Genomic DNA, 3,587 nt, shown 5'->3' on the forward strand with positions numbered 1-3,587 from the left:
TTCCGTATCAATCAGGCAGGTACAGGTCAGTTTGAGCGTACCTTGCTTATCGTGGATGAAGGTGCTTATGTCTCCTACTTGGAGGGTTGTACCGCTCCTAAGCGCGATGAAAATCAGCTTCACGCTGCCGTGGTAGAGCTTATCGCTATGGACGGAGGAGAAATAAAATACTCTACCGTACAGAACTGGTTCCCAGGGGATAAGGACGGTAAGGGAGGTGTGTATAACTTTGTTACTAAGCGTGCCTTAGCGGAAAAGAATGCTAAAATCTCTTGGACACAAGTGGAGACAGGTTCTGCTATTACTTGGAAGTATCCTTCCGTAGTGCTTAAGGGAGATAATGCCATAGGGGAGTTCTACTCTATTGCGGTAACAAATCACTTCCAACAAGCCGATACAGGGACTAAGATGATACACTTGGGCAACAATACCAAATCTACCATTATTTCCAAAGGAATTTCGGCAGGTAGATCGCAGAATAGTTACCGAGGTCTGGTAAAAGTGGTGCCTAATGCTAAGAATGCTCGTAATTTTTCCCAATGTGATTCCCTACTCATGGGCAATAATTGTGGAGCACATACTTTCCCTTATATAGAAGCAAAAAACCCTACCGCTCAGATAGAGCACGAGGCTACTACCTCCAAAATCGGAGAAGACCAAATATTCTATTGTAACCAACGAGGGATAGATACTGAAAAAGCCATCTCTCTAATTGTGAATGGCTTTGGAAAGGAAGTGCTGAACAAGCTCCCTATGGAGTTTGCTGTAGAAGCCCAGAAACTATTAGAGATATCTTTGGAAGGCAGTGTGGGATAGTGACTAACGACCAGTGACTAATGACCAATGACGAATCTTGAGGAGGTTTGTCATTGGTCATTGTTTTAGCAATGGTCATTTGTTTGTTAATGGGAGAGTTGAAACTCCTCAGTAAAGTCAGAGTAGTCCTCTATCTTAAAAGCTCGTATATCTCTTACAGAAAGACAAAACCAATGGAGACTTTTTAGACTTTGGATAGCTCGAAAAAGTACCTTTAGGTCTCCTTGGGTTGCATAGGTACTTCCTTGAATCCAAAAGAAACCATTTTCTTCCAAAACCTTTTTGACTTCTGCATAAGCATTGTTGTAAGGGGCATTATAGTGCTTTCTTAATTGAGAGATAATTAGGTCAAAAGCTATAGCGTACATAATTCTAAGGCTTCTAAAGGTTTGAACATATCTTCTTTTTCAAAAAAGAGTTCGCCGCTATCAGTTTTTACATTTATGACAATTCCTACAAAAGGATTGTCATCTATTTGTGTGATAGTAGCTTCCACCCAATCAGGTTTGTTGGTCAGTTGAGGGGATACCCATACACGTTGCCCTACTTTGAATTTACTTTTCATATTCTTTTTCTTTGACCTTGCAAAGGTACTACAAAAAAAATAAACAAACAATCATTAAAAAATTGTATCTTTGCAATGCTAATACGGTAGCTAGTGATAAGTTCTATGAGTTAAGTTTTACTATGCAAACAGAAATCATTTGGAAAACAACACTGAAAAACGGTATTTATGGGAGTCTTACTCCTCCACTTGCCGACCCCTTTAATCCCGACCATTTCTATATAGCTGATGGTTGGGGTTCGAAGTATGCCTCGATGCGATTGCATAAGCTCTCCTTCTCTACGGGTAAAGAAGTAGCCAATGTGTTGATACGCAACAGTGTGCGCTGTATGTATTTCAGTGCAGATGGGCAATATATCTTCGCCCTTACTGATAATAAAATATTCCAACTCAGCAGAGAGACTTTGGCAGTAGTCAAAAAACACGAAAAAGGCATACCTAAGTTTTCTGATTATGTAGCCTCCAATGACCAAGATACCCTTATACTAATGAATTTCAACAGTATAACTGTTACCGCTTACAACTATGTAGAAGAAAGTACAAGGAAAAAGAGAATCAAAGGAGAAGGCTGTGCCTTGATAACACGAGAAAAACCAGATACTTACCTCATAGCTTCTTACCAAAATGGGGTAATACAGCGCTATGATACTACAACAAACAAAATAGAACTCCTTTTTAAAACAGACAGCTTCCATTCCGTTTGCCGAGATAGTAAGGGCAATTGGTATTTCCATTTGGGGCAGTATATTCCGCCAAGGAGCAATACTACAGGGATTAAGAAGCCTTTGTACATCATACGAGTACTCAAAACAGATGGTTCTCAAAAGGACTATCCTCTGGGGCTACCTTTTAAAAAACGTATACAACTTTCGGCAGATGAGCAATCACTCTTTTTAAGCAATGACCACAATCTATGGAAGTTCTCTTTGCAAGAAGAAAGGATAACAGATACAACAGTTATTTCAGGAGGTGAGAAACTTATTCATTTTTTTGAAAAACAACAGTTTTTACTATGTGTAGAAGCTGATAGTGATTATAAAAAAATGGTAGGACGTAGCCTTCAACAGTAACGGATCTATTCCCTATAACCAAACACTAATGATTATTTTAGTATGAAATTATGCAAGCAAAAATCGTGGCAGTTTGAAACCTCGGGAGTAGAAGGCGAGGTAAAGCTCTTTGGTGTAAATATATTTCACTACAAATGGCAAGAAACGGGAGAATATGTAAAAGTAACAGACCCTCTCTATCACGCCGAAAGGTCTTTTTGCCTTTATAAAGTAGTGATAAACGGCGAGACACACAGCTTTGTAGCAGGGGAGTTTAGCAATATGGTATGGGGCTTTTATTTGTTGAAATATTAAAAATAGTTATTAGTCCTTAGCTATTAGTGATTACCTAACAACTAAGGACTGGAATTAGCTTTCCCAAGCAATAGAACTGAAGCTGCCGTCTAAGTTAAAACGAACAGCAAGAATCTCGTCACTTTGGTCAGGGTCTATCATATAATCGACAATAATTTCTTCCTTTGAAATACACCAAAGCCCCACGTTATTAATTTTCATAGCTGTCACAAAATCATCAATAGAGGTAGGTACCTCTAACTCTAATTCGTCTATATGGAAATCTATATACTCGCTATCTTGTTCTAAATAGCTTTTGAGCGCTTTGCGTGCCTGTTGGTCTCTTTCAGGGAAGTGCTTGATAAATTGCTCAAACAAATCCAATCTTTCCTTGCTAATTTCCTCTTTTTTAGCCAACCAAAGACTAAACTCAACAGGGTCGCTTAATTCTTGGAAAGTTACTTTTTGTTCCCATAGCACATCTGGGTCAAAATCTTCTTGTATAACACTAGTATCAAGCGTGCCAAAATAAGGGTGTGTAATAGATGCCATAATGATATTTTTATTTATCTTTGCAAAGGTAAAACAAAAAAATGAAATACAATTAACAATATGAATGAAGTAGTAGAAAAATGTATCAAAAGACTATACCAATTAGCTCCTGAGGACTGCAAGGGCTTCTCGGAAGCACAATTGTTAAAGGCTGAAAAACGCTTACACATCACCTTGCCTGAGGAGTTCCGAGCGTATTATTTACAGTTAGGAGCAACCAAAAGTGTAAACCAATCCTATAACTCGTTGGCAACACCCCAGCAATTGTATTTTGCAGGGGATTACTTATGCTTTTGTGAAGAAAACCAAGG

The 3,587-nt window shown here is 38.6% G+C and carries 7 protein-coding genes; 4 read left to right on the forward strand and 3 right to left on the reverse strand.

What is annotated here, in order from left to right; genetic code table 11:
* Positions 1-816: Fe-S cluster assembly protein SufB (gene sufB, locus Q0625_RS06520; protein ID WP_298824802.1), on the forward strand; the 816-nt coding region annotated here is incomplete at its 5' end.
* Positions 817-902: 86 nt separating this feature from the next.
* On the opposite strand, the gene Q0625_RS06525 is transcribed toward sufB, so the two are convergent.
* A complete protein-coding gene (locus Q0625_RS06525) occupies positions 903-1,184 on the reverse strand; it encodes a virulence protein (RefSeq protein ID WP_298824804.1) in 282 nt (93 codons plus the stop codon).
* The gene (locus Q0625_RS06530) at positions 1,172-1,381 is read right to left on the reverse strand and encodes a transcriptional regulator (RefSeq protein ID WP_298824808.1); all 210 of its coding nucleotides are present in this window, start codon (positions 1,379-1,381) and stop codon (positions 1,172-1,174) included. Before Q0625_RS06530 ends, Q0625_RS06525 begins: the two co-directional genes overlap by 13 nt.
* A gap of 122 nt (positions 1,382-1,503) precedes the next feature.
* Between Q0625_RS06530 and Q0625_RS06535 the strand changes: the two genes are divergently transcribed.
* Both Q0625_RS06535 and Q0625_RS06540 read left to right on the forward strand, forming a co-directional pair.
* Positions 1,504-2,451, forward strand: a complete 948-nt coding sequence (locus Q0625_RS06535; protein WP_298824810.1) for a hypothetical protein — start codon at positions 1,504-1,506, stop codon at positions 2,449-2,451.
* A 42-nt stretch (positions 2,452-2,493) separates the two neighbouring features.
* On the forward strand, positions 2,494-2,745 hold the full coding sequence (locus tag Q0625_RS06540; RefSeq protein WP_298824812.1) for a hypothetical protein: 252 nt from the start codon (positions 2,494-2,496) through the stop codon (positions 2,743-2,745).
* A gap of 54 nt (positions 2,746-2,799) precedes the next feature.
* Here the strand turns inward: Q0625_RS06540 and Q0625_RS06545 are convergent, their stop codons facing one another.
* The gene (locus Q0625_RS06545; RefSeq protein WP_298824814.1) at positions 2,800-3,276 is read right to left on the reverse strand and encodes a DUF2004 domain-containing protein; all 477 of its coding nucleotides are present in this window, start codon (positions 3,274-3,276) and stop codon (positions 2,800-2,802) included.
* A gap of 60 nt (positions 3,277-3,336) precedes the next feature.
* Between Q0625_RS06545 and Q0625_RS06550 the strand changes: the two genes are divergently transcribed.
* Positions 3,337-3,587: SMI1/KNR4 family protein (locus tag Q0625_RS06550; protein ID WP_366125063.1), on the forward strand; the 251-nt coding region annotated here is incomplete at its 3' end.

It is taken from the genome of uncultured Capnocytophaga sp. (assembly GCF_938029845.1).
Lineage (GTDB): Bacteria > Bacteroidota > Bacteroidia > Flavobacteriales > Flavobacteriaceae > Capnocytophaga.

What these genes read in the sequence shown, in the direction of transcription:
- Q0625_RS06540 (WP_298824812.1), top strand. Translation starts at nt 2,494, where the DNA reads ATGAAATTATGCAAGCAAAAATCGTGGCAGTTTGAAACCTCGGGAGTA.
- Q0625_RS06525 (WP_298824804.1), bottom strand. Translation starts at nt 1,184, where the DNA reads ATGTACGCTATAGCTTTTGACCTAATTATCTCTCAATTAAGAAAGCAC.
- Q0625_RS06545 (WP_298824814.1), bottom strand. Translation starts at nt 3,276, where the DNA reads ATGGCATCTATTACACACCCTTATTTTGGCACGCTTGATACTAGTGTT.
- Q0625_RS06530 (WP_298824808.1), bottom strand. Translation starts at nt 1,381, where the DNA reads ATGAAAAGTAAATTCAAAGTAGGGCAACGTGTATGGGTATCCCCTCAA.
- Q0625_RS06535 (WP_298824810.1), top strand. Translation starts at nt 1,504, where the DNA reads ATGCAAACAGAAATCATTTGGAAAACAACACTGAAAAACGGTATTTAT.